16 protein-coding genes, 9 tRNA genes, 4 rRNA genes and 1 pseudogene (1 of these 30 running past the window's edge) are annotated in these 21,058 nt (G+C 46.8%); all 30 read left to right on the top strand.

Features of this window, described 5'->3' with window-relative positions:
- Nucleotides 1-132: 132 nt before the first annotated feature.
- Nucleotides 133-381 carry a PP-loop family protein gene (locus QNH10_RS02265; RefSeq protein ID WP_283733362.1) on the top strand — a complete coding sequence of 83 codons (249 nt, stop codon included), beginning with the start codon at nt 133-135 and terminating at the stop codon, nt 379-381.
- Nucleotides 344-1,287 (top strand): annotated as a pseudogene (locus tag QNH10_RS02260) (tRNA lysidine(34) synthetase). The gene QNH10_RS02265 and the pseudogene QNH10_RS02260 overlap by 38 nt, the downstream one beginning before the upstream one ends.
- A complete protein-coding gene (tilS, locus tag QNH10_RS20995) occupies nt 1,221-1,412 on the top strand; it encodes a tRNA lysidine(34) synthetase TilS (RefSeq protein ID WP_430541109.1) in 192 nt (63 codons plus the stop codon). The pseudogene QNH10_RS02260 and the gene tilS overlap by 67 nt, the downstream one beginning before the upstream one ends.
- 28 nt (nt 1,413-1,440) lie before the next feature.
- Nucleotides 1,441-1,680 carry a phosphoribosyltransferase gene (locus tag QNH10_RS02255; RefSeq protein ID WP_283733361.1) on the top strand — a complete coding sequence of 80 codons (240 nt, stop codon included), beginning with the start codon at nt 1,441-1,443 and terminating at the stop codon, nt 1,678-1,680.
- Nucleotides 1,575-1,982: a hypoxanthine phosphoribosyltransferase gene (hpt, locus tag QNH10_RS02250; protein ID WP_347178037.1), complete on the top strand. Its 408-nt coding sequence runs from the start codon at nt 1,575-1,577 to the stop codon at nt 1,980-1,982. Before QNH10_RS02255 ends, hpt begins: the two co-directional genes overlap by 106 nt.
- Nucleotides 1,983-2,208: 226 nt before the next feature.
- Entirely contained in the window at nt 2,209-4,248 is a 2,040-nt protein-coding gene (ftsH, locus tag QNH10_RS02245; RefSeq protein WP_283733360.1) for an ATP-dependent zinc metalloprotease FtsH, read from the top strand.
- A 342-nt stretch (nt 4,249-4,590) separates the two neighbouring features.
- Nucleotides 4,591-5,355: a type III pantothenate kinase gene (locus QNH10_RS02240; RefSeq protein ID WP_283734548.1), complete on the top strand. Its 765-nt coding sequence runs from the start codon at nt 4,591-4,593 to the stop codon at nt 5,353-5,355.
- Nucleotides 5,356-5,370: 15 nt separating this feature from the next.
- A complete protein-coding gene (gene hslO / locus QNH10_RS02235; protein ID WP_283733359.1) occupies nt 5,371-6,258 on the top strand; it encodes an Hsp33 family molecular chaperone HslO in 888 nt (295 codons plus the stop codon).
- Nucleotides 6,236-7,159: a peptidylprolyl isomerase gene (locus tag QNH10_RS02230; protein WP_283733358.1), complete on the top strand. Its 924-nt coding sequence runs from the start codon at nt 6,236-6,238 to the stop codon at nt 7,157-7,159. The genes hslO and QNH10_RS02230 overlap by 23 nt, the downstream gene beginning before the upstream one ends.
- A 175-nt stretch (nt 7,160-7,334) precedes the next feature.
- Complete coding sequence (cysK, locus tag QNH10_RS02225; RefSeq protein WP_283733357.1) at nt 7,335-8,261, top strand: cysteine synthase A; 927 nt, start codon at nt 7,335-7,337, stop codon at nt 8,259-8,261.
- Nucleotides 8,262-8,377: 116 nt separating this feature from the next.
- The gene (locus tag QNH10_RS20370) at nt 8,378-8,521 is read left to right on the top strand and encodes a hypothetical protein (RefSeq protein WP_347177964.1); all 144 of its coding nucleotides are present in this window, start codon (nt 8,378-8,380) and stop codon (nt 8,519-8,521) included.
- A gap of 35 nt (nt 8,522-8,556) precedes the next feature.
- Entirely contained in the window at nt 8,557-9,789 is a 1,233-nt protein-coding gene (locus QNH10_RS02220) for an anthranilate synthase component I family protein (protein WP_347177963.1), read from the top strand.
- A gap of 17 nt (nt 9,790-9,806) precedes the next feature.
- Nucleotides 9,807-10,634: an aminodeoxychorismate lyase gene (pabC, locus tag QNH10_RS02215; RefSeq protein WP_347177962.1), complete on the top strand. Its 828-nt coding sequence runs from the start codon at nt 9,807-9,809 to the stop codon at nt 10,632-10,634.
- A 24-nt stretch (nt 10,635-10,658) separates the two neighbouring features.
- A complete protein-coding gene (gene folP, locus QNH10_RS02210) occupies nt 10,659-11,507 on the top strand; it encodes a dihydropteroate synthase (RefSeq protein ID WP_381428124.1) in 849 nt (282 codons plus the stop codon).
- Nucleotides 11,508-11,528: 21 nt separating this feature from the next.
- Entirely contained in the window at nt 11,529-11,897 is a 369-nt protein-coding gene (gene folB, locus QNH10_RS02205; RefSeq protein ID WP_283733356.1) for a dihydroneopterin aldolase, read from the top strand.
- The gene (folK, locus tag QNH10_RS02200) at nt 11,894-12,382 is read left to right on the top strand and encodes a 2-amino-4-hydroxy-6-hydroxymethyldihydropteridine diphosphokinase (RefSeq protein ID WP_283733355.1); all 489 of its coding nucleotides are present in this window, start codon (nt 11,894-11,896) and stop codon (nt 12,380-12,382) included. Before folB ends, folK begins: the two co-directional genes overlap by 4 nt.
- Nucleotides 12,383-12,489: 107 nt before the next feature.
- Entirely contained in the window at nt 12,490-13,980 is a 1,491-nt protein-coding gene (gene lysS / locus QNH10_RS02195; RefSeq protein WP_283734546.1) for a lysine--tRNA ligase, read from the top strand.
- Between the two features lie 396 nt (nt 13,981-14,376).
- A 16S ribosomal RNA gene (locus tag QNH10_RS02190) occupies nt 14,377-15,927 on the top strand.
- 274 nt (nt 15,928-16,201) lie between these two features.
- Nucleotides 16,202-19,122 (top strand): 23S ribosomal RNA (locus QNH10_RS02185).
- Between the two features lie 165 nt (nt 19,123-19,287).
- Nucleotides 19,288-19,403, top strand: a 5S ribosomal RNA gene (rrf, locus tag QNH10_RS02180).
- 40 nt (nt 19,404-19,443) lie between these two features.
- Nucleotides 19,444-19,519, top strand: a tRNA-Val gene (locus tag QNH10_RS02175).
- Nucleotides 19,520-19,544: 25 nt separating this feature from the next.
- A tRNA-Thr gene (locus tag QNH10_RS02170) sits at nt 19,545-19,620 on the top strand.
- 7 nt (nt 19,621-19,627) lie between these two features.
- Nucleotides 19,628-19,703, top strand: a tRNA-Lys gene (locus QNH10_RS02165).
- Between the two features lie 31 nt (nt 19,704-19,734).
- Nucleotides 19,735-19,815 (top strand) — tRNA-Leu (locus QNH10_RS02160).
- 8 nt (nt 19,816-19,823) lie between these two features.
- Nucleotides 19,824-19,898, top strand: a tRNA-Gly gene (locus QNH10_RS02155).
- Nucleotides 19,899-19,907: 9 nt separating this feature from the next.
- Nucleotides 19,908-19,996 (top strand) — tRNA-Leu (locus QNH10_RS02150).
- A 15-nt stretch (nt 19,997-20,011) separates the two neighbouring features.
- Nucleotides 20,012-20,088 (top strand) — tRNA-Arg (locus QNH10_RS02145).
- A 15-nt stretch (nt 20,089-20,103) separates the two neighbouring features.
- Nucleotides 20,104-20,180, top strand: a tRNA-Pro gene (locus QNH10_RS02140).
- Between the two features lie 8 nt (nt 20,181-20,188).
- Nucleotides 20,189-20,262: transfer RNA gene (locus QNH10_RS02135), tRNA-Ala, on the top strand.
- Nucleotides 20,263-20,412: 150 nt separating this feature from the next.
- Nucleotides 20,413-21,058: ribosomal RNA gene (locus tag QNH10_RS02130) — 16S ribosomal RNA — on the top strand; it runs 905 nt beyond the window's last position.
- The 16S, 23S and 5S rRNA genes sit together here with 9 tRNA genes alongside, the layout of an rRNA operon.

Raw genomic sequence — 21,058 nt, 5'->3', positions numbered from 1 at the left:
GTCATGTGTAATTGATTGGAGGAACAAAAGAATGCAGGTGTTTCAACGAAAAATCCTCGATTTTATAGAACGCGAGAACCTATTACGTCCAGGCCAAAGGGTGCTTGTTGCCTGTTCGGCGGAATAGATTCAGTGGCACTGTTGGTTTTTGCCGCAGAAACATTTAAAAACTTACAGGTGGATGTGGCCGGCATCCATGTCGATCATATGTTGCGAGGTGAAGAATCAGCGGAGGACGGGCGCTTCGTGAAAGGTCTATGTGAAGACTTAGGCATCCCCTTTTTCGGAGGACATGTTCCTGTTCCCGCAATCCTGAACGAAAAAGGGGGGATGTCCAGGATATCTGTCGTTCAGGCAGGTATGCTTTCTTCAGCGAGGTGATGAAAAGGAAGGGTATGATTGCCTAACGACTGCCCATCATGCTGAAGATCAGTTGGAGACAGTGCTGATGCAATTATCCAAGGGAAGCGTTCCTACGGGTATTTCGATAAAAGAGAAATGGATGGAGGGACAGTGATCAGGCCATTTCTTCCCGTTATGAAGGAAGAACTGCTTGCCTATTTGAAAGAGCGGGACAAGCAGTTCAGGGAAGATCCAAGTAATGAAAGTGATGCGTATTTACGCAACAGATTGCGACATCATGTTGCACCAATTATTTTGTCTGAAAACCCTGCCGCGGCAGTCAATGCCGTTAAAATGACTGCCGATTTGCAACAGGATGAAGCACTTTTGGCTAACTTGGCAAACGAAAGATTCAATTCAATCGTGTCCTTTACGGAAGATGGGTATCCGACCTTCGATACTAATATGTTTGCTGACATGCACACTGCTTTACAAAAGCGTTTCATTCCACTACTATTGAATTATCTTTATGCTGGGGAAAGTATATCCGTTGAATATAATTCAGCATTATTAGACCAACTGCATCATCATTTGTCTGTGAGTCACGGTAATAGTACAATTGACCTTCCAAGAGGATTCCGTTTCGTTAGGGAATATGACAAGGTTTCAATTATGAAGGCAGGAAAAGACCATTTTTCCGAACGGTGCATACTACCGAAGGGTGAATGGGTAAGATGGGGCAATATGCTATTGTCTTGGGATGATGTAGACAGGGTAGACAAGGGAGCTTGTGAATATCGATATTTTGATATGCCGGACCATGATTTACCGCTCTATTTAAGAAGTAGGAAAGATGGGGATGGATCTTGCTTCCCGGGATGGACCATGAGAAGCGTTTGTCAAGATTGTTCATTGACGAGAAGATCGGTGTGGAAAAACGTCTAAAACTGCCTATCGTCACAACTTCAAAAGACGAAATTTGCGCCATTCCTGGCGTACGGTACGGCATCCGGTTCAAAAGTAAGAGGACAGAACGGGAAAAGTACATATTTAGGTTTAAGAAATTATAAAGACTTTATGCAGAAAAGAGGGCTTTCGATGTTACAAAAGGATATCGAAGAAGTGTTAATTACAGAAGCAGAAATTCAAGAGAAAGTTGCGGAGCTTGGTGCTGTGCTTACAGCGGATTATCAAGACAAATTTCCGCTTGCTATCGGCGTTCTTAAAGGTGCATTACCTTTCATGAGCGATCTTATCAAACGTGTAGATGCATATATCGAGTTAGATTTCATGGATGTCTCAGCTACGGAAACGCAACAGTATCCTCAGGCGAAGTGAAAATTGTCAAAGACTTGAATACAAGCGTCGAGGGACGTGATGTATTAATCATTGAGGACATAATCGATAGCGGAAAGACATTGAATTACTTAGTCGAACTTTTCAAATACCGGAAAGCGAAATCCATTAAGATTGTAACGTTACTTGATAAACCAACGGGTCGAAAAGTGGATTTGAAGGCGGATTATGTTGGCTTCTTAGTTCCGGATGCATTTGTTGTTGGTTATGGACTTGATTATGCAGAAAAATATAGAAATTTACCTTATATCGGTGTATTGAAAAAGGAAATCTACTCTTTCTGAAAGCTTTTCAACAAACCTTTATCAAGGGGCGATGGAAAGCTTTTTCCATTTGTGTCTAAAAGTTTTACATTCTATGTAACTTTGTTGCGAAGCCGGTGCATGCGCGGACAGGTACGTTTGCCTATGAAATGAGCCTTAATAAGTAAGGCATTTCCTTTGTAGGTTGAATCTGTTATATGATAAGATTTACAATAGTTTTCTGTTGAAAGAAATGAGGAGGCTTGGGATGAATCGTATACTTCGATACTTTCTACTATACGGATTGATCTTCCTTGCAATTATGGGGATTTTCAGTTCACTAAATAATCCGAATCCGAAAACAAAAGAGATTCCAACGAATGAGTTTTACGAGGCTTTGGAAAAAGGCGATATTGAATGGATTTCGGTTCAGCCAGTCGCCGGCGTTTTGACTGTCGAAGGGGTCATGAAAGGGTATGAGGAGGGTGAAAAATTCACCACGAATATCCTGGCAAACGACACGACCATCACGGAACAACTCCGTACGATTGATGCTGTCGGAAAAAAGAACAACCCGAAATTCAACGTCCAAAAAGCACCTGAAACAAGTGCTTGGGTTGCCTTCTTCACAGGCTTAGTTCCTTTCATCATTATTATCATCCTATTCTTCTTCTTGTTGAATCAAGCACAAGGTGGCGGTGGCGGCCGTGTCATGAACTTTGGTAAGAGTAAGGCGAAGCTTCATTCGGATGACCGCAAGAAAGTCCGTTTTACGGATGTTGCGGGTGCTGATGAAGAGAAGGCCGAGCTTGAAGAAGTTGTAGACTTCCTTAAGGATTCACGTAAGTTTGCTGAACTTGGGGCACGTATTCCAAAAGGTATTTTATTAGTCGGTCCTCCAGGGACGGGTAAGACACTTTTGGCGCGAGCAGTTGCTGGTGAAGCCGGCGTTCCGTTCTTCTCGATTTCCGGATCGGATTTCGTTGAGATGTTCGTCGGGGTCGGGGCATCCCGTGTTCGTGACTTGTTCGAAAATGCGAAAAAGAATGCACCATGTATCATCTTCATTGATGAAATCGACGCAGTTGGGCGTCAACGTGGCGCCGGTCTTGGTGGCGGCCATGATGAGCGTGAACAGACATTGAACCAACTATTGGTTGAGATGGATGGGTTCGATGGAAACGAAGGAATTATCATCGTTGCCGCAACAAACCGTCCGGATATTCTGGATCCAGCGCTTCTTCGTCCAGGACGTTTTGACCGTCAAATTACTGTTGGTCGTCCGGATGTCAAAGGCCGTGAAGCTGTACTTAAGGTGCATGCACGAAACAAGCCCCTTGACGACACAGTCAATATGAAGGCACTTGCTCAACGTACACCTGGATTCTCAGGTGCAGATCTTGAGAACCTATTGAATGAGGCTGCACTTGTTGCGGCAAGACGCGGTAAAACGAAGATTGACATGGCGGATATTGATGAAGCGACAGACCGTGTTATTGCAGGTCCTGCGAAAACAAGCCGTGTTATTTCCGATAAGGAAAGAAACATTGTTGCATTCCACGAGGCAGGGCACGTTGTTGTCGGCCTAATATTGGATGACGCCGAAATTGTCCATAAAGTAACAATCGTTCCTCGGGGCCAAGCGGGTGGTTATGCTGTGATGCTTCCGAAAGAGGACCGTTACTTCATGACGAAACCTGAGTTGCTTGATAAGGTTGCAGGTCTTCTTGGCGGACGTGTGGCAGAGGAGATTGTACTTGGTGAAGTGTCTACGGGAGCGCATAACGACTTCCAACGAGCGACAGGCATTGCGCGTTCTATGGTGACGGAGTACGGAATGAGCGACAAGCTTGGTCCGATGCAATTCGGCTCAGCGCAAGGCGGCAACGTATTCCTTGGCAGAGATTTCAATTCGGAGCAGAACTACTCTGAATCGATTGCTTACGAAATCGACCAAGAAATGCAAAGCATCATCAAGGGACAATACGAACGCACAAGAAAAATTCTTACGGAGAACCGTGAATTACTTGATTTGATCGCAACGACACTTCTTGAAGTTGAAACGTTGGATGCTGAGCAAATCAACCACTTGAAGGACCATGGAACTTTGCCAGATCGTCCATACGAGCAAAACGGAAATGGTAAAGTGGAAGAGAAGTCGGAAGAAGCGGACGCAGAATCGGAAAAAGATACAGTTAACCCTGATTCAACTGGCGCACCTGCAGATCCATCCATTGCAGATCTTCCGAAGGAGAACCGTGGCGGTGACACACCCCTTCCTCCGATTGATGAACAAAGAAGAGACTGATTGTAAATAAAATAATGGTCGACTGCTTTAATAGGCAGTCGACTGTTTTTATTTTTATATCTAACAGCAAAATAATAGCTCGATTATTTCCCATAAAATATCAAACATTACCAAAGTTGTATATTGATTTGGCGAGCCTCCAACACCTTTCGATGCTGGACGCCACCTTCTGCTTTTGTTTCATCCAGCTCCAGGTGGCACCATCTCGGTCGTTTCGGTCTTGAAAGAAAAGGCAAAAAGCGCCTTTTTTTCAAGGCCTCCAACGCCTGTCGATGCTGGACGCCACCCTTCGCTTTTGTTATGATGTTTTGGAAAATGACGAATGTTAGCGAGGAAAAGAAAATGATCTTAGTATTGGATACCGGTAATACGAATATCGTCCTTGGCGTCTATGATCAAGGAGAGTTGAAATATCATTGGCGTATGGAGACGTATCGACACAGAACAGAAGATGAATATGCCATGTCTGTAAAATCGCTATTTTCCCATGTAGGCTTAAATTTTGACGATATTAACGGAATTATTATCTCTTCCGTCGTTCCACCAGTAATGTTCCCGCTAGAGCAAATGTGTAAAAAGTATTTTGATATCCGCCCGTTAATTGTTGGACCGGGGGTCAAGACAGGTTTGAATATTAAATATGAAAATCCGCGTGAAGTAGGCGCAGACCGAATTGTCAATGCGGTTGCAGCTATAGAAGAACAGGACGGTCCACTCATTATCGTAGACTTCGGAACTGCGACGACGTTCTGTTATGTGAATGAAAAAAATGAATATATGGGTGGTTCTATTGCACCTGGTATCGGTATTTCAATGGAAGCGCTATTCGATCGGGCATCCAAATTGCCTCGTGTCGAGTTGGTTCGCCCGGAGCATGTTGTCGGAAAAAATACCGTATCAGCAATGCAATCCGGAATTATATTTGGTTATGTTGGGCTTGTAGAAGGTATCGTTGGTAGGATGAAAGCACAAAGTAAGGTGGAACCGACGGTCATCGCTACAGGTGGTCTTGCAGAATTGATAGCAAGTGAGACGAATGTGATTGATGTCGTAGACAATTTCCTGACATTGAAGGGGCTTCATCTAATCTACGAAAGAAATGTCTGAAAGGAGAAGAATTACATGAATGATTATTTAATAAAAGCTTTGGCTTTTGAAGGTACGATCCGTGCATATGCGGTCGATTCAACAAATGCTGTGGCAGAGGGGCAAAGACGGCACCAAGTATGGCCGACTGCAACTGCAGCTTTAGGTAGAACGATGACAGCTGGACTCATGATGGGTGCAATGCTAAAAGGAAATGACAAACTGACAGTGAAAATTGAAGGAAACGGACCGGCTGGCCCGATTGTCGTTGATGCGAACGCGCGCGGCGAAGTCAGGGGATACATCACGCATCCGCAAACGCATTTTGAGTTGAATGAAAATGGCAAATTGGATGTTCGACGCGTGGTTGGTACGGAAGGGATGTTGACTGTAGTTAAAGACCTTGGACTCCGTGACTTCTTCACAGGCCAAGTTCCGATTGTTTCCGGTGAAATTGCGGAGGACTTCACCCAATATTTTGTTGTCTCCGAGCAAGTTCCTTCTGCGGTGGCGCTTGGAGTACTTGTAAACCCGGACAATACTGTAAAAGCGGCTGGAGGTTTCATCATTCAGGTAATGCCAGGTGCAACGGAAGAAACAATTAGCCAGCTTGAGAAGAAGCTTGCGAACATTGAACCGATTTCGCGTATGATTGACCGCGGATTGACACCTGAAGAAGTTTTGAATGAAGTATTGGGTGCCGATCATGTGGAAGTCCTTGAAAAGATGGATGTGGCTTTCAAGTGCAACTGTTCGAGGGAGCGCTTTGGGAATGCGATTATTGGACTTGGCGAACAAGAAATTCGTGAAATGATTGACGAAGATGGTCAGGCTGAAGCGGAATGCCATTTCTGTCTGGAGAAGTATGTTTATTCGAAGGAAGATTTAGAAGGATTTATCGATGAAATACGGTCACAATCGTAATCCTCAAGAAACAGTCCAAAAAAGGAAATTAAAAACGAAGCCATTACTTGTTTTAATCGCTATCCTTTTTATAGGAAATGTCTTCTGGTTCGTTGGATGGCTGATACCGGATAAAAAACTGAAGCAACCTGATGAAGTGGTTGCTTCGGTCGCGGGCGATCCTATCACAAGAGAACAGTGGATGACTGCGATGGAAAAGGCAGTAGGTCGAGATGTACTTCGGGAGCTTGTGAACAACAAGGTGATGGAGACGGCCGCTGCAAAATATGGCATCGAAGTGAGTGAAAAGGAACTCGAACTTGAACTCGCATTAATCACATCCGTAGATGGTCATACATATTCTGGACTGGATCTCGAGCAAATACGGCAAAGAATACGGTCAACGGTCACTTTGGAAAAGGTTTTGTCAAATGACGTAGTCATTGACGATGCGACGGTGAAATCTTTCTATGATGAAAATGAATCCCTTTATACTATTTTAACTGCTTATCGGACATCCATCATTGTCGTTCCATCCAAAAAGGAAGCGGAACGGGCTTTAAGTGAGTTGTCGAAGGGCTCAAGCTTTGACGCGTTAGCAAAAGAGGTTTCAATGGACTTAACATCAGCTAATCTTGGTGGGGATATCGGCTACATCAATGCCGATACGGAAACAATCGACCCTGCGATTTACAAAGCTGCTTCCCAATTGAAGGAAGGCAGAGTCGGCGATGCGGTCGGTCTGAAAGACGGTACATATGCCATTGTTCAAGTGAATGAAGTGATAAACGGTAGGGAATTCACTTTTGATGAAGTGAAAGAACATATTAAACGGGAGCTAACGATTGAGCAGTTGTCGCAATTGGTTCTTCCTGAGGCGTTTTGGAAAGAATTTGATGCAAAATGGTTTTATGGTAAGTAAAAGCTAATTGTAGGCGCCTTTGTTCGAAGGAGCTTGCAGTTAGCTTTTTTGGATTAGTGGGTCTAAAACAGGGAAAGTTAGAAATAGATATTATTTATTGACGATACTCACAATAAGGTAGTATGATTAATACTATAAAACATATCAAATAAGTAGGGATTAGGAGTGGGGTTAGATGAGTAGAGTTGGTAATACAATTGCAGATCTCGTTGGGCAAACACCGCTTGTGAAAGTTAATCGTATGGCGAAGCCGGATAGTGCGGATGTTTATTTAAAACTTGAGTATTTCAATCCGGGTTCAAGTGTTAAGGATCGGATTGCGCTTGCTATGATTGAAGCCGCTGAAAAGTCAGGGGAGTTGAAAGAAGGAAGTACAATTATCGAGCCGACGAGCGGTAATACAGGCATTGGGCTTGCGATGATTGCAGCTGCAAAAGGTTACAATGCTGTTCTTGTCATGCCGGATACGATGAGCCTTGAACGTCGGAATCTATTGCGTGCTTATGGTGCTGACCTTGTCCTTACGCCTGGTGCTGAAGGGATGAAGGGCGCAATCGCCAAAGCAGAAGAACTTTCTGAGAAGAACGGTTGGTTCATGCCGCAACAATTCAATAACGAAGCAAATCCGGAAATCCACCGTCTAACAACAGGTCCTGAAATTGCTGATGCGTTAGACCGTGTGGATGCATTCATTTCAGGAATCGGAACGGGCGGCACGATTACAGGGGTAGGTAGTGTATTAAAAGAACGATTCCCCGAAGTTAAAATAATCGCTGTTGAACCGACTGATTCACCAGTGCTTTCTGGAGGGAAACCAGGGCCTCATAAAATTCAAGGTATCGGGGCAGGCTTTGTTCCTAAAGTTCTCGACACGGATATTTATGATGAAATTATCCAAGTGTCAAACGACGAAGCGTATGATACTGCAAGACGCGCTGCGCGAGAAGAAGGAATATTAGGTGGTGTTTCATCCGGCGCTGCTATATTTGCGGCACTTCAGGTAGCAGAAAAGCTTGGTAAAGGAAAGAAAGTAGTGGCAATCCTTCCGTCGAACGGTGAGCGTTATTTAAGTACTCCACTTTACCAATTTGACGAGGAATAAATATGTTATGCAAAAGGGAGAGCTAAACAGGCTCTCCTTTTTGTATTCCTTTTTGTAGCGTAAACGAGTCTTCGCACTGTAAGATTAGATTATTATGAGTGTTGGGGAAAACGAAAATGGATAGATTGTTTCCGGATTACAAGAAAGTGAAAATGACGAAGGAACAGTTTTTTTACGCATATAAAGAACTTGCAGAAACTACGGAAAAACACCTCTTGCTCGAAAGCGGGCGAACAGGAAAGTTAAGCATGGCTGGGTAAATCCACTTGTAACGTTGAGAGCAACAGAGTGTCAGTTGGAATTTCAATGGCGGGATGGTGCAACGGAAGTTAGAGTAGGCGAGCCTCTTGAACTTTTAGTGGGATTTGTAGAGTCTATGAAAATGGGAAGTCTTCCTGAACTACCGGAATTCCAAGGGGGCGTCATGGGGTTTATCAGTTATGATTATGCACGGACCTACGAACCAATTCCGGCAATTGCCAAGGACGATCTTGGAACGCCGGATATCTACTTTTATTTATTCGACCGTTGGGCAGTGCTGGACTTGGAAGAGGAAACGGTCTATTTCATGACATTGCCCGGACGGGGATTGGATGTTTCTGAAATCGAACGGGAATGGTTGGAAGCCGCTGCTGTAGGAGAAGGAAAACGGATTCATGCATCGGAAGGTACTGCAACTGATGCGGGAAGACCTGAAAAAGTGGATGTTTCCGTTACAGGACCTCAGTTTGAACAGATGGTGCGCGATGTGCAACAGTATATTGCGCAAGATGAAGTGAATCAAGTAAACCTATCCGTTCGGCAATCCAATAAGCTCTCTGCGGAGCCACTATCCATGTACGAGGCATTACGTTCTTTCAATCCATCTCCGTATATGGCGATGATTGGTGCTGAGGACTTTGCCGTTGTCTCCGGTTCACCTGAATTACTGCTGAAAAAACGAGGAACCGAGTTGAGCACACGTCCAATTGGAGGGACGCGTCCGAGAGGTACTACACAATCGGAAGATGATGCATTGGAAAACGACTTGCTTTCAAATGAAAAGGAGAAAGGCGAGCATATTATGCTTGTCGAGCAAGAACTTGAAGACTTTGAACGTGTTTGCACGAAGGGTACGGTTGAAACGAACGAATTCATGGTAATTGAACGCTATTCCCATGTCATGCATCTCGTGTCAAATATTCGTGGAACTGCGTTTCCGGAATTATCCAATGCAGCGATTATTAAAGGTGTATTCCCTGGTGGCTCAATCACGGGTTCCCCGAAACTAAGGACCATGGAAATCATTGAAGAGTTAGAGCCGACAAGAAGAGGTCTCTATACTGGCTCGATCGGATGGATCGGCTTTAATGGAGATATGGAATTGAATATCGTCATTCGGACGGCGTTTATAAAGGATGGCATTGCCCATATCCAAGCGGGTGCCGGACTTGTCGCAGATTCAGTTCCCGTGGACGAATATGTTGAATCGTTGAATAAAGCGAAGGCGCTTTGGCAGGCGAAGGAAATGGCTGAAACGAATGCCTGAAAGGTAGGAGGGTCCATATGACTTGTTGGATGAATGGAGAATATATAAAAGCTGAAGAACTGCGTATCTCCCCGTTCGATCACGGTTTCTTATATGGCGCTGGTTTTTTCGAGACTTTCCGGACGTATGAGGGGCTTGTGTTTTTATACCAAGAACATATGGACAGGCTACGTGAGGCATTGGATGAATATCGAATTTTAATGCCGTACACAGACCGGGAAATTGCCGATGTCATTCACGACCTGCATGAAAAATCTGGCGGGCAAGATGGCTATTTTCGGTTGAATGTGTCTGCAGGTGTTCATGATATTGGATTAGGTCCATCCGAATACATGTCGCCAAACATCATCTTGTTCAGGAAAGAGTTGGTGGTTTCACCTCGTGGGACAGAAAAGAGAGCGGTTTGGTTGGATACTGAAAGAAATATTCCGGAAAGCCGGATTCGACATAAGTCTCATAACTTCTTGAACAATGTTCGGGGACGGCTGGAACTGCCTTCGCTAAGAGAGCAAGAGGGCTTGTTTGTTACGAGTGAGGGATTTGTAGCGGAAGGTGTTACATCAAATGTCTTTTGGATAAAGGAAAAAGAATTATTCACTCCTTCAATAGAGACGGGTATTTTACCCGGCATCACGCGGGCATTTATTTTGAAGCTTGCTTCAAGCCTCGGTATGGTTGTCCAAGAAGGATTATTTACAAAGGGGGAATTGGAGCAGGCGGATGAAGTGTTCGTTACGAATGCAGTCCAAGAGCTCGTCCCTTTGTCGATGGTCGGCGAGTCTCTTTGCCGGGTGCTTCGGGGGTATATTATCAAAAATTGCACAATCTATATGTGCAGGCTGTAGAAAGAATGAAAGAAGGTTAAATTTGTGGAATTAACGAAAGCAAAAGATTTATATCGATTTGGGAATACGGTTCTGGACTTTAAAACGGAGACGGTTGTGATGGGCATTTTGAATGTCACTCCGGATTCCTTTTCCGATGGCGGCAAATACGGACGGATTGACGCTGCACTAAAGCACGCGGAGGAAATGGTACGGGACGGAGCGAAAATTATTGATGTTGGTGGGGAGTCAACGCGTCCCGGGCACGCACCTGTAACGCTTGAGATGGAGCTTGAACGGACGGTTCCAGTAATTGAAGCGCTTGCGCGTGAGTTGGACTGTGTCATTTCAATAGATACATATAAAGCGGACGTGGCGGAGGCCGCGCTTAATGCCGGCGCGCATATTATCAATGATGTGTGGGGGGCTAAGCGGGAACCTAAAATAGCAGAAGTAGCGGCGAAATTCAGTGCGCCAATCATTCTTATGCATAATCGCGAAGTGGCGGAATATGCAGGTCCATTCATGGATGAGGTGATTGCGGATTTAGAGGGAAGTATTGCGATTGCACGTAACGCAGGTGTGTCTGAAGGGAACATTTGGCTCGACCCCGGTATCGGGTTCGCAAAGGACACTGCACAAAACGTGTTGGCGATGCAAGGGTTGCAACGGATTTCCGATATGGGGTATCCGCTTCTATTAGCCACTTCGAGGAAGAGGATGATCGGTAATATATTGGATCTACCGGTCAATGAACGAATGGAAGGAACAGGGGCCACGGTTTGCTACGGCATCGAACACGGATGCCATATTGTGCGCGTGCATGATGTTAAACAGATTTCCCGCATGGTGAAAATGATGGACGTACTGACAAACAAAGTAGGCGTCAATTAATAGAAGAAGGTGGGACTCGGGATGGATTATATTCATTTGAATGAAATGGAGTTTTACGGCTATCATGGTGCATTAAGGGAAGAAACGGTATTAGGTCAGCGCTTTCGGGCAAATGTATCACTCGCAGTCGATTTAACGGAGGCTGGGGTGACGGATGATTTGCAGAAAACGGTCAATTATGCCGAAGTATTCGATGTTTGCCGTTCGGTCGTTGAAGGAGAACCACGTAAGTTAATCGAGTCCGTTGCGGAGGAGATTGCGAGTTCGGTAATGGGGAGATTCGCTGCTCAAGTAAAAGGAATCCGTGTAGTGTTGATCAAACCCGATCCTCCGATACGCGGTCATTACGCATCCGTATCTGTCGATATTACAAGAGGGCAATTCGTATGAACATTGCTTATCTATCAATCGGGTCAAATATCGGGGATCGGTTGCAGCATTTGACTGAGGCGGTCCGCTTACTTCATTTGCACGATGAAATTGAAGTGACTGGGATTTCCTCTGTATATGAAACGGAGCCAGTTGGATATACCAATCAGGCAAACTTCTTGAACTTGGTCGTGCGTTTGGAAACTTCGCTCAACCCTTTTGAATTATTAGGTGTATGCCAGGGAATCGAAAATGATTTGGGGCGTGTTCGGGAAATCAGATGGGGTCCTCGGACTGTAGACCTTGACATTTTGCTCTATAATAACGACAATATTGAATCAGAGAACTTGACGGTTCCTCACCCAAGAATGGATGAGCGGGCATTTGTTCTTGTGCCTCTGATGGAAATTGCACCAAATCTTGTAGGTGTGCCTATCGATGATGGCGGCGTTATTCGCTGGAGAAAAGTTGAGGGAGTCGAACATTTCCTGAATGAAGGTAAATGAACTATCCGCCATTCGAAGTGGCGGCTTTTTTTACATAATAAGAAGGAATTGTGTACAATAGGAACATGCCATCCGGCGTGAGGGATAACTATGAAGGAGTGAATGAAATGTCCCATTTGGATGAATTGAACGATCAGCTTCTGGTGAGACGCCAGAAGATGGATGAACTGCGGGAAAATGGGCTGGACCCATTTGGCGCAAGATATGAAAGAACACACCTATCCAATGAAATTCGTGAAAGCTTTGACAGCCTTTCAAAAGAAGAGTTGGAAGAAACGGTCCATGAAGTGAAAATTGCTGGACGTATCATGACGAAACGTGGAAAAGGGAAAGCAGGGTTCGCGCATATTCAAGACCTCGGCGGCCAAATCCAAATTTACGTTCGTCAAGATGCGGTGGGTGAAAAAGCTTATGAACTATTTGATAAGGCCGACTTAGGCGATATCGTAGGAATTAAAGGGAATGTATTCAAAACGAAGGTTGGAGAACTTTCAATAAAAGCAACCGAGTTCACATTCCTTACTAAAGCTCTGCGTCCTCTGCCAGATAAATTTCACGGATTGAAAGACGTCGAGCAACGCTATCGTCAAAGATATCTTGATTTGATCTCTTCTGCAGAAAGCAGAGAAACGTTCATTACGAGAAGCCGTATTATCCAATCAATGCGCCGCTATCTCGATGACCAAGGATTCCTTGAAGTTGAAACGCCGATGCTTCATTCCATCGCTGGGGGAGCGACAGCACGTCCGTTCATTACGCATCATAACGCGTTAGATATGGAGCTATATATGCGTATTGCAATCGAGCTTCACTTGAAACGCCTAATTGTAGGTGGCCTTGAAAAGGTTTATGAAATCGGTCGCGTTTTCCGTAACGAGGGAATTTCGACTCGTCATAACCCTGAATTCACAATGATTGAACTATATGAGGCGTATGCGGATTATAAAGACATCATGGAACTTACGGAGAATTTGATTGCTCATATCGCACAAGAGGTATTGGGCACAACGCAAGTGAAATACGGTGAAGACATCATTGATCTATCTCCAGGTTGGAAACGACTGCATATGGCAGACGCGGTTAAAGAATATACAGGCGTAGATTTCTGGAAAGAGATGTCCGTTGAAGAAGCTCGTGCCCATGCGAAAGAGCACGGCGTAGAGATTCAAAACATGATGGAAGTCGGTCATATCCTGAATGAATTCTTTGAACAGAAAGTGGAAGAGCAACTTGTTCAACCAACATTCATTTATGGGCACCCAGTTGAAATCTCTCCATTAGCTAAGAAGAATCCTGAAGATGGTAGGTTCACAGATCGTTTTGAGTTGTTTATCGTAAGACGTGAGCACGCGAATGCCTTTACGGAATTAAATGATCCAATCGATCAGCGTCAACGTTTCGAAGCTCAATTAGTTGAAAAGGAACAAGGTAATGACGAAGCGCATGAAATGGATGAAGATTTCGTCGAGGCATTGGAATACGGTTTACCTCCAACAGGTGGATTAGGAATCGGCGTCGATCGTCTGGTTATGCTGTTGACGAATGCACAATCAATCCGTGACATCCTTCTATTCCCTCAAATGCGTTCAAAAGAGTAAACAAATGCCGCGTGAAGACAGTTTGAATAAGCTTCGCGCGGCTTTAATTATCTGTGCTAATAAAAGAAAATTCTTTTTACGATAAAAGTGTTGCATTAAAAAAGACAAGCTGATATAGTAAATAACGTTGCGTTTCCGATAAGTGAATAACTACTTCGAAACAGCTTAAAATTTTTCTAAAATAGTTATTGACATCGAAATCACAGCGTGGTATTATATAAGAGTTGCTTCTAACGGAGCGGCAAACAAATGAACCTTGAAAACTGAACAGCAAAACGTCAACAAATAAAGTTCTGGAGCCGACCCTGTCGGTGAAAAGAACAAAACGAATCTTCGGATTCGAAATTGACATCTTAAATGATGCCAGCAAGAAACTCGAGCTATTCGAATTTCTCTTTTATGGAGAGTTTGATCCTGGCTCAGGACGAACGCTGGCGGCGTGCCTAATACATGCAAGTCGAGCGAATTGATGGGAGCTTGCTCCCTGATATTAGCGGCGGACGGGTGAGTAACACGTGGGCAACCTGCCCTGCAGATGGGGATAACTCCGGGAAACCGGGGCTAATACCGAATAATCGGTTCTTCCGCATGGAAGAACTCTGAAAGACGGTTTCGGCTGTCACTGCAGGATGGGCCCGCGGCGCATTAGCTTGTTGGTGGGGTAATGGCCTACCAAGGCGACGATGCGTAGCCGACCTGAGAGGGTGATCGGCCACACTGGGACTGAGACACGGCCCAGACTCCTACGGGAGGCAGCAGTAGGGAATCTTCCACAATGGACGAAAGTCTGATGGAGCAACGCCGCGTGAGCGAAGAAGGTTTTCGGATCGTAAAGCTCTGTTGCGAGGGAAGAATAAGTACGGAAGTAACTGCCGTACCTTGACGGTACCTCGTTAGAAAGCCACGGCTAACTACGTGCCAGCAGCCGCGGTAATACGTAGGTGGCAAGCGTTGTCCGGAATTATTGGGCGTAAAGCGCGCGCAGACGGTCCTTTAAGTCTGATGTGAAAGCCCACGGCTCAACCGTGGAGGGTCATTGGAAACTGGAGGACTTGAGTACAGAAGAGGAAAGTGGAATTCCACGTGTAGCGGTGAAATGCGTAGAGATGTGGAGGAACACCAGTGGCGAAGGCGACTTTCTGGTCTGTAACTGACGTTGAGGCGCGAAAGCGTGGGGAGCAAACAGGATTAGATACCCTGGTAGTCCACGCCGTAAACGATGAGTGCTAAGTGTTAGGGGGTTTCCGCCCCTTAGTGCTGCAGCTAACGCATTAAGCACTCCGCCTGGGGAGTACGGCCGCAAGGCTGAAACTCAAAGGAATTGACGGGGACCCGCACAAGCGGTGGAGCATGTGGTTTAATTCGAAGCAACGCGAAGAACCTTACCAGGTCTTGACATCCCGCTGACCGGCATGGAGACATGTCTTTCCCTTCGGGGACAGCGGTGACAGGTGGTGCATGGTTGTCGTCAGCTCGTGTCGTGAGATGTTGGGTTAAGTCCCGCAACGAGCGCAACCCTTGATCTTAGTTGCCAGCATTCAGTTGGGCACTCTAAGGTGACTGCCGGTGACAAACCGGAGGAAGGTGGGGATGACGTCAAATCATCATGCCCCTTATGACCTGGGCTACACACGTGCTACAATGGACGATACAAAGGGCTGCGAACCCGCGAGGGGGAGCCAATCCCATAAAATCGTTCCCAGTTCGGATTGCAGGCTGCAACTCGCCTGCATGAAGCCGGAATCGCTAGTAATCGTGGATCAGCATGCCACGGTGAATACGTTCCCGGGTCTTGTACACACCGCCCGTCACACCACGAGAGTTTGTAACACCCGAAGTCGGTGGGGTAACCCTTACGGGAGCCAGCCGCCGAAGGTGGGACAGATGATTGGGGTGAAGTCGTAACAAGGTAGCCGTATCGGAAGGTGCGGCTGGATCACCTCCTTTCTAAGGATAATTACGGAATATGAACCTTGGGTTCATACGTTGACGTTTTGCGTTCAGTTTTGAAGGTTCATCTTCTATGATGATGACTTTCAAAACTTGTTCTTTGAAAACTGGATAAAACGACATTGAAGCAACAAAACATCAAGTAATCAACCGAGTTGATCACTTTTGTGATTGATTTATACTTTTTTAACGATTACCAACGTATATCGCTATACAATGGTAATCAACCAACGGTACTTAGACGCATTTAATGTGTCGAAAACCGTATAAAGGTTAAGTTAGAAAGGGCGCACGGCGGATGCCTTGGCACTAGAAGCCTATGAAGGACGGCACTAACACCGATATGCTTCGGGGAGCTGTAAGTAAGCTATGATCCGAAGATTTCCGAATGGGGAAACCCACTGCCCGTAATGGGGCAGTACGTTCACGTGAATACATAGCGTGAACGAGGCACACCCGGAGAACTGAAACATCTAAGTACCCGGAGGAAGAGAAAGAAAAATCGATTCCCTTAGTAGCGGCGAGCGAAACGGGAAGAGCCCAAACCAGGAAGCTTGCTTCCTGGGGTTGTAGGACACTCTATACGGAGTTACAAAGGGATGGATTAGACGAAGCGACCTGGAAAGGTCTGCCATAGCGGGTAAAAGCCCCGTAGTCGAAAGTCCATCCTCTCCAGAGTGGATCCTGAGTACGGCGGAACACGTGAAATTCCGTCGGAATCCGGGAGGACCATCTCCCAAGGCTAAATACTCTCTAGTGACCGATAGTGAACCAGTACCGTGAGGGAAAGGTGAAAAGCACCCCGGAAGGGGAGTGAAATAGATCCTGAAACCGTGTGCCTACAAGTTGTCAGAGCCCGTTAATGGGTGATGGCGTGCCTTTTGTAGAATGAACCGGCGAGTTACGATTCCATGCAAGGTTAAGCAGAGAATGCGGAGCCGCAGCGAAAGCGAGTCTGAATAGGGCGAATGAGTATGGGTCGTAGACCCGAAACCAGGTGATCTACCCATGTCCAGGGTGAAGGTAAGGTAACACTTACTGGAGGCCCGAACCCACGTACGTTGAAAAGTGCGGGGATGAGGTGTGGGTAGCGGTGAAATTCCAATCGAACCTGGAGATAGCTGGTTCTCTCCGAAATAGCTTTAGGGCTAGCCTCAAACAAAGAATCTCGGAGGTAGAGCACTGTTTGGACTAGGGGCCCATCCCGGGTTACCGAATTCAGACAAACTCCGAATGCCGATGATTTATGTTTGGGAGTCAGACTGCGGGTGATAAGATCCGTAGTCGAGAGGGAAACAGCCCAGACCGCCAGTTAAGGTCCCCAAGTATCCGTTAAGTGGAAAAGGATGTGGCGCTGCCCAGACAACCAGGATGTTGGCTTAGAAGCAGCCACCATTTAAAGAGTGCGTAATAGCTCACTGGTCGAGTGGCGCTGCGCCGAAAATGTACCGGGGCTAAACGGATCACCGAAACTGCGGATTGACATCTTTGATGTCAGTGGTAGGAGAGCGTTCCAAGGGCGTTGAAGCTAGACCGTAAGGACTGGTGGAGCGCTTGGAAGTGAGAATGCCGGTATGAGTAGCGAAAGAAGGGTGAGAATCCCTTCCACCGAATGCCTAAGGTTTCCTGAGGAAGGCTCGTCCGCTCAGGGTTAGTCGGGACCTAAGTCGAGGCCGAAAGGCGTAGACGATGGATAACAGGTTGATATTCCTGTACCACCTCCCCGCCGTTATCAGCAATGGGGGGACGCAGAAGGATAGGGTGAGCGCGCTGTTGGTCATGCGCGTCTAAGCAGTGAGGTGTGGAACGAGGCAAATCCCGTTCCTATAACATTGAGCTGTGATAGCGAGGGAAATTATCCCCGGAGTCCCTGATTTCACACTGCCAAGAAAAGCCTCTAGCGAGGCGGGAGGTGCCCGTACCGCAAACCGACACAGGTAGGCGAGGAGAGAATCCTAAGGTGATCGAGAGAACTCTCGTTAAGGAACTCGGCAAAATGACCCCGTAACTTCGGAGAAGGGGTGCTCTGGTAGGGTGTTAAAGCCCAGAGAGCCGCAGTGAATAGGCCCAGGCGACTGTAGCAAAAACACAGGTCTCTGCAAAACCGTAAGGTGACGTATAGGGGCTGACGCCTGCCCGGTGCTGGAAGGTTAAGAGGAGAGGTCAGCGCAAGCGAAGCTTTGAATTGAAGCCCCAGTAAACGGCGGCCGTAACTATAACGGTCCTAAGGTAGCGAAATTCCTTGTCGGGTAAGTTCCAACCCGCACGAAAGGCGTAACGATCTGGGCACTGTCTCAACAGAGACTCGGTGAAATTATAATATGCGTGAAGATGCGCATTACCCGCGACAGGACGGAAAGACCCCGTGGAGCTTTACTGTAGCCTGATATTGAATTCCGGTGCAGCCTGTACAGGATAGGTAGGAGCCTTGGAATCCGGAGCGCCAGCTTCGGAGGAGGCAATGGTGGGATACTACCCTGGCTGTATTGGACTTCTAACCCTTGCCCGTGATCCGGCAGGACAGTGTCAGGTGGGCAGTTTGACTGGGGCGGTCGCCTCCTAAAGTGTAACGGAGGCGCCCAAAGGTTCCCTCAGAATGGTTGGACATCATTCGTAGAGTGCAAAGGCATAAGGGAGCTTGACTGCGAGACCTACAAGTCGAGCAGGGTCGAAAGACGGGCTTAGTGATCCGGTGGTTCCGCATGGAAGGGCCATCGCTCAACGGATAAAAGCTACCCGGGGATAACAGGCTTATCTCCCCCAAGAGTCCACATCGACGGGGAGGTTTGGCACCTCGATGTCGGCTCATCGCATCCTGGGGCTGTAGTCGGTCCCAAGGGTTGGGCTGTTCGCCCATTAAAGCGGTACGCGAGCTGGGTTCAGAACGTCGTGAGACAGTTCGGTCCCTATCCGTCGCGGGCGCAGGAAATTTGAGAGGAGCTGTCCTTAGTACGAGAGGACCGGGATGGACACACCGCTGGTGTACCAGTTGTCTTGCCAAAGGCATCGCTGGGTAGCTATGTGTGGACGGGATAAATGCTGAAAGCATCTAAGCATGAAGCCCCCCTCAAGATGAGATTTCCCATTACATTTGTAAGTAAGATCCTCAAAGATGATGAGGTGGATAGGTCCGGGTGGAAGCGTGGCGACACGTGCAGCTGACGGATACTAATCGATCGAGGACTTAACCTTAAGTTATAAAGTATGGTTGAACTTGAAGTAGCAACAATGTCTCTTTTATCCGGTTTTGAACGAACAAGCATCGTTCAAAAAAATTTTTTTTATTGAAAAAAGTACTTGCATATTATTGAGAAGTTGATATAATAATTAATGTTCTTTCAAAAAGAATATTAAAAGTCTGGTGACGAAGGCGAAGAGGTCACACCCGTTCCCATCCCGAACACGGAAGTTAAGCTCTTCAGCGCCGATGGTAGTAGGGGGCTTCCCCCTGTGAGAGTAGGACGTCGCCGGGCATATCATTTCTTTATAAAATGATAATAATTTATATAAAATGGAGGATTAGCTCAGCTGGGAGAGCACCTGCCTTACAAGCAGGGGGTCGGCGGTTCGAACCCGTCATCCTCCACCATATTACTTTAATTTATGTATTATGTGCCGGTGTAGCTCAACTGGTAGAGCAACTGACTTGTAATCAGTAGGTTGAGGGTTCAAGTCCTTTCGCCGGCACCACTTTTTAGAGCCATTAGCTCAGTTGGTAGAGCATCTGACTTTTAATCAGAGGGTCGCAGGTTCGAATCCTGCATGGCTCACCATTTTTCTTGACTTTTGTCTTGATATGAATACGCGGGTGTGGTGGAACTGGCAGACACGCTAGACTTAGGATCTATGCCGTAAGGCGTGGGGGTTCGACTCCCTTCACCCGCACTTTTCATGCGGAAGTAGTTCAGTGGTAGAATACGACCTTGCCAAGGTCGGGGTCGCGGGTTCGAATCCCGTCTTCCGCTCCACTTTCTTAAGCCGGGGTGGCGGAACTGGCAGACGCACAGGACTTAAAATCCTGCGGTAGGTGACTACCGTACCGGTTCGATTCCGGTTCTCGGCACCAATTTTATTATAAGATGTGCCCGTAGCTCAATTGGATAGAGCGTCTGACTACGGATCAGAAGGTTGTGGATTCGACTTCTGCCGGGCGCGCCATTTTTATATTTTAATCGGGAAGTAGCTCAGCTTGGTAGAGCACTTGGTTTGGGACCAAGGGGTCGCAGGTTCGAATCCTGTCTTCCCGACCACTTCTTATGGGGCCTTAGCTCAGCTGGGAGAGCGCCTGCCTTGCACGCAGGAGGTCAGCGGTTCGATCCCCGCTAGGCTCCACTTATGAACCTTGAAAACTGAACAGCAAAACGTCAACAAATAAAGTTCTGGAGCCGACCCTGTCGGTGAAAAGAACAAAACGAATCTTCGGATTCGAAATTGACATCTTAAATGATGCCAGCAAGAAACTCGAGCTATTCGAATTTCTCTTTTATGGAGAGTTTGATCCTGGCTCAGGACGAACGCTGGCGGCGTGCCTAATACATGCAAGTCGAGCGAATTGATGGGAGCTTGCTCCCTGATATTAGCGGCGGACGGGTGAGTAACACGTGGGCAACCTGCCCTGCAGATGGGGATAACTCCGGGAAACCGGGGCTAATACCGAATAATCGGTTCTTCCGCATGGAAGAACTCTGAAAGACGGTTTCGGCTGTCACTGCAGGATGGGCCCGCGGCGCATTAGCTTGTTGGTGGGGTAATGGCCTACCAAGGCGACGATGCGTAGCCGACCTGAGAGGGTGATCGGCCACACTGGGACTGAGACACGGCCCAGACTCCTACGGGAGGCAGCAGTAGGGAATCTTCCACAATGGACGAAAGTCTGATGGAGCAACGCCGCGTGAGCGAAGAAGGTTTTCGGATCGTAAAGCTCTGTTGCGAGGGAAGAATAAGTACGGGAGTAACTGCCGTACCTTGACGGTACCTGGTTAGAAAGCCACGGCTAACTACGTGCCAGCAGCCGCGGTAATACGTAGGTGGCAAGCGTTGTCCGGAATTATTGGGCGTAAAGCGCGCGCAGACGGTCCTTTAAGTCTGATGTGAAAGCCCACGGCTCAACCGTGGAGGGTCATTGGAA

It is taken from the genome of Sporosarcina thermotolerans, from assembly GCF_030067815.1.
GTDB classification, from domain to species: domain Bacteria; phylum Bacillota; class Bacilli; order Bacillales_A; family Planococcaceae; genus Sporosarcina; species Sporosarcina thermotolerans.
This window is presented reverse-complemented; position numbering and strand designations above follow the sequence as displayed.